Source organism: Spiroplasma sp. Moj, assembly GCF_016082285.1.
Classification (GTDB): domain Bacteria; phylum Bacillota_I; class Bacilli_A; order Mycoplasmatales; family Mycoplasmataceae; genus Spiroplasma; species Spiroplasma phoeniceum.
The window spans coordinates 1-2,986 of the sequence record NZ_MQTY02000114.1 but is presented as its reverse complement, the minus strand read 5'-3'; the positions used below and the strand labels follow the sequence as shown (position 1 = coordinate 2,986).

Below are 2,986 nucleotides of genomic sequence, written 5' to 3'. Positions count from 1 at the left end.
TGCTATTAGTATCTTTTTAAAAATATTTACAATTATTTTAATAGNTTATGCAAGAAGTCTAATTAAAAAAGAAATTTTAACATCAGTTCGTACCAGAAACTGTAATTATAATATTTAAGTTTTAATTTTTTTAAGTTATAATTAGAAAGTATAAAATTAGATATAACGAAGGGATTTTAAATAATGAAAAAACTAATNATTTTATTAGGAATGACTTTTTTTGCAACGACAGGATATAGTCCAATTATCGGTTGTAAAAAGCCGCTTAAACTTGATGATACTGAAAATGGTATTAGAAAAGATATGGAAATTTTAAATAAAATTTCACAACGTGCTATCAACAATTTTTCAGTTTATGCACAAAATAAAAATACAATTAATAGTACTGAATATCAAAATAAATTTGATAAACTGTATACAATGGTTGACAAGAAAACTGAAAGTAGAAAATTAGACCAAATGGATAAAGATGCGATAGATGCTTTAGCAACATTAAAAAATGGCTTTNTTGCTGTTTTTAATAATATTAATAATGAAATTTATAATGACTATTCAAATTATTATCCTGATAGTAAACCAATTAATTTATTAAATGATAGTTTAAGTTATGAATTAAATTTTATTGATATGTTTCAATTGCAAGCAATTTTAGATCGACCAGGATTAGAAACAGTAAAAGCAGTTAGACTAGATTTCCATTTTCAATTTGAAGTTAAGTTTAAACTTTTAACAACAACTTCAGATTATGTAATCCAATATGTTATTACTGATAATCCAGAAGAAATGAAAGTTGTTTTAAATGGGATGGTTAAAAAAATTTCAAAAGTAATTGTTAATTTTTTCAATCAAGAAGGAATTTTTCAAATTGATAAAACACCTGAATTTGCTACAATTTATCAAAATTTTGATNTAAACTATACAGCTAGTTTTGCTAATTTAGATAATATTATTTTAGAAAAGTTACAAAGTAAAATTAAAAGTGATAGCGAATTGCAAAAGTTTGTAAAGAATATTAAATATAATTCTTCAATAACTTTATTGAGTTTACTAACAAGTGCAATTAATAATACTACTAATGGTGTTAATGTTGTTCGAGAAAATACAGCTTCATATGTTTGAACCGGAAAAGGATATCAACCTAATAAAATTACTCCAGAAAATTTTGTTAAGTTTTATCGTTCATTAGTTAATGTTTTTAATACTGGAGGTCAAAACTTATGATTAGCTGATTTTCATGTGAATTTNGCAAAAATTCAAGTGGCAGGNTTTCCATTATCTGGAGCAGTAATGAATGATGGGCAAGCATTAAAAGTTCAAGTTGAAATTACAGAGGAAGGTTTAACAAATAAGTTAATGGAATATGGACGGTTAGTAGTTGCTTTTTATAATCATTTTAAATTAGAATCAAATGAGCATTCAGGAGTATTCCATCTTAGCAAAGAAGCTTTTACTAAAATTTTAAATTTAAAAACCCGAAAATACAAAGATGTTTTAAAAATATTAATTAATGATTTTAAAGAAGCAAATCAAGCAAAAAATTTACCAGGAATTGATATTTTTACAACTGGTAATTGGGAAAAAAGTGTTCACGAAGTGAGTTTAAATGAAACTAAAGATACTTTTTCACTTCGTCGGCGANTAGTTTGAAACTTTGACTTATTATTTGGAAAAAATAATGCGGTTTATTATACTGGATGAACATCAACATTATTTACCTTAGAATTTACTAAAAAATAAGTTTAATTTAAAAAAACAAGGTTTTCTTGNTTTTTTAAATTAACAATAAAAATTGCTAGCATTAATGCTAGNAGGTATGTAAATAATAAATCTGGTCCNTTTATTTTAATAATTAAGGTTAGTATGTGAATAATAATTGTCACATTATTCATTNNANNNCTTGCATAACCTATTAAAATNNNTGTNAANATTTTTAAAANNNTANNNGGTCTAAAATGTATATGGTACCTCACATTTATTATATTTTCTTAATTAAATTGTTAACTTTTCGTTGTCTTTCCCATTTAAAATTATTTAAAAAAATCATCAATATTTGTTAACATATGACTAGGACTAACAAGTTTCTCTAATGTCTTCTCTTCCGCTAATATTAATTCTTGATATTTTAAAACAAAGTCTTTTGTATTAATTTCTTTTTTTTCTGAAACATTTTTAATTTTAATACATTCATTAATATCCTCTCAAGAAAATCCATGTTGTACTCTTAAAGAAGCTATTGCATGAGCAATACTATGGTTTAATGATTCTTCATTACGTTTTCCTCCAATTGTATTATCAAATGATAAAGTTTGAGTAAAAGAATAATGATTATTCCCTTGTTCACTTGTTTTTCTTACTGTCATTTCAATCATAACATTTTCCCTCCTAGATGGCCGTATAAAAAAATTGGGGTTTTGGAAAAAAACTCGGAAATTGAATAAGAATAATAAATTAAACCCTTTACTAAAATGATTTTTTTATTTGTAAAATCAAAATTATTAATTGATTCAGAAAAAGGACAGTATATTAAATATTTACAAAAAAACTATAACAACTTTTTGATACNCTCTTTAAGTTGTTTACACATTTATTAAATATCTTAGAAATCTTTACAAAGTGTACCTGTTTTTTCTCCTAATTTAAGGTGTTGTCTTTTCTCTGTTTCAGTTAATTAATTTGCTAATAAAAAAACTTAATAAAAAGNAAGGAGTAAGTAATGAAAATTAATAAGCAACAACAAATTTGCGATATTGATAACTGCTATAAAACAATATCATTCATTACTGAAGAATTTTTATCAAATAAAGTTTTATGAACTTGTGAAAAACATAAATATTTATTGAATAGACTTCTTGCATAACCTATNAAAATAATTGTAAATATTTTTAAAAAGATACTAATAGCAAATTATAATTTTAATTAATTATGTCTTTTATTTAAAAATTTAATATTTTCCTACAACGAAAAATGACTTTTTTATTTAAATTAT

3 protein-coding genes are annotated in these 2,986 nt (G+C 23.4%); 2 read left to right on the top strand and 1 reads right to left on the bottom strand.

The window, feature by feature from the left end; genetic code table 4:
• Nucleotides 1-183: 183 nt before the first annotated feature.
• Complete coding sequence (locus tag BST80_RS04775; RefSeq protein WP_415746200.1) at nucleotides 184-1,737, top strand: hypothetical protein; 1,554 nt, start codon at nucleotides 184-186, stop codon at nucleotides 1,735-1,737.
• 290 nt (nucleotides 1,738-2,027) lie between these two features.
• Here the strand turns inward: BST80_RS04775 and BST80_RS04770 are convergent, their stop codons facing one another.
• Complete coding sequence (locus BST80_RS04770; RefSeq protein WP_415746199.1) at nucleotides 2,028-2,369, bottom strand: hypothetical protein; 342 nt, start codon at nucleotides 2,367-2,369, stop codon at nucleotides 2,028-2,030.
• 344 nt (nucleotides 2,370-2,713) lie between these two features.
• Between BST80_RS04770 and BST80_RS04765 the strand changes: the two genes are divergently transcribed.
• Nucleotides 2,714-2,857, top strand: a complete 144-nt coding sequence (locus BST80_RS04765; protein ID WP_415746198.1) for a hypothetical protein — start codon at nucleotides 2,714-2,716, stop codon at nucleotides 2,855-2,857.
• Nucleotides 2,858-2,986 lie beyond the last annotated feature (129 nt).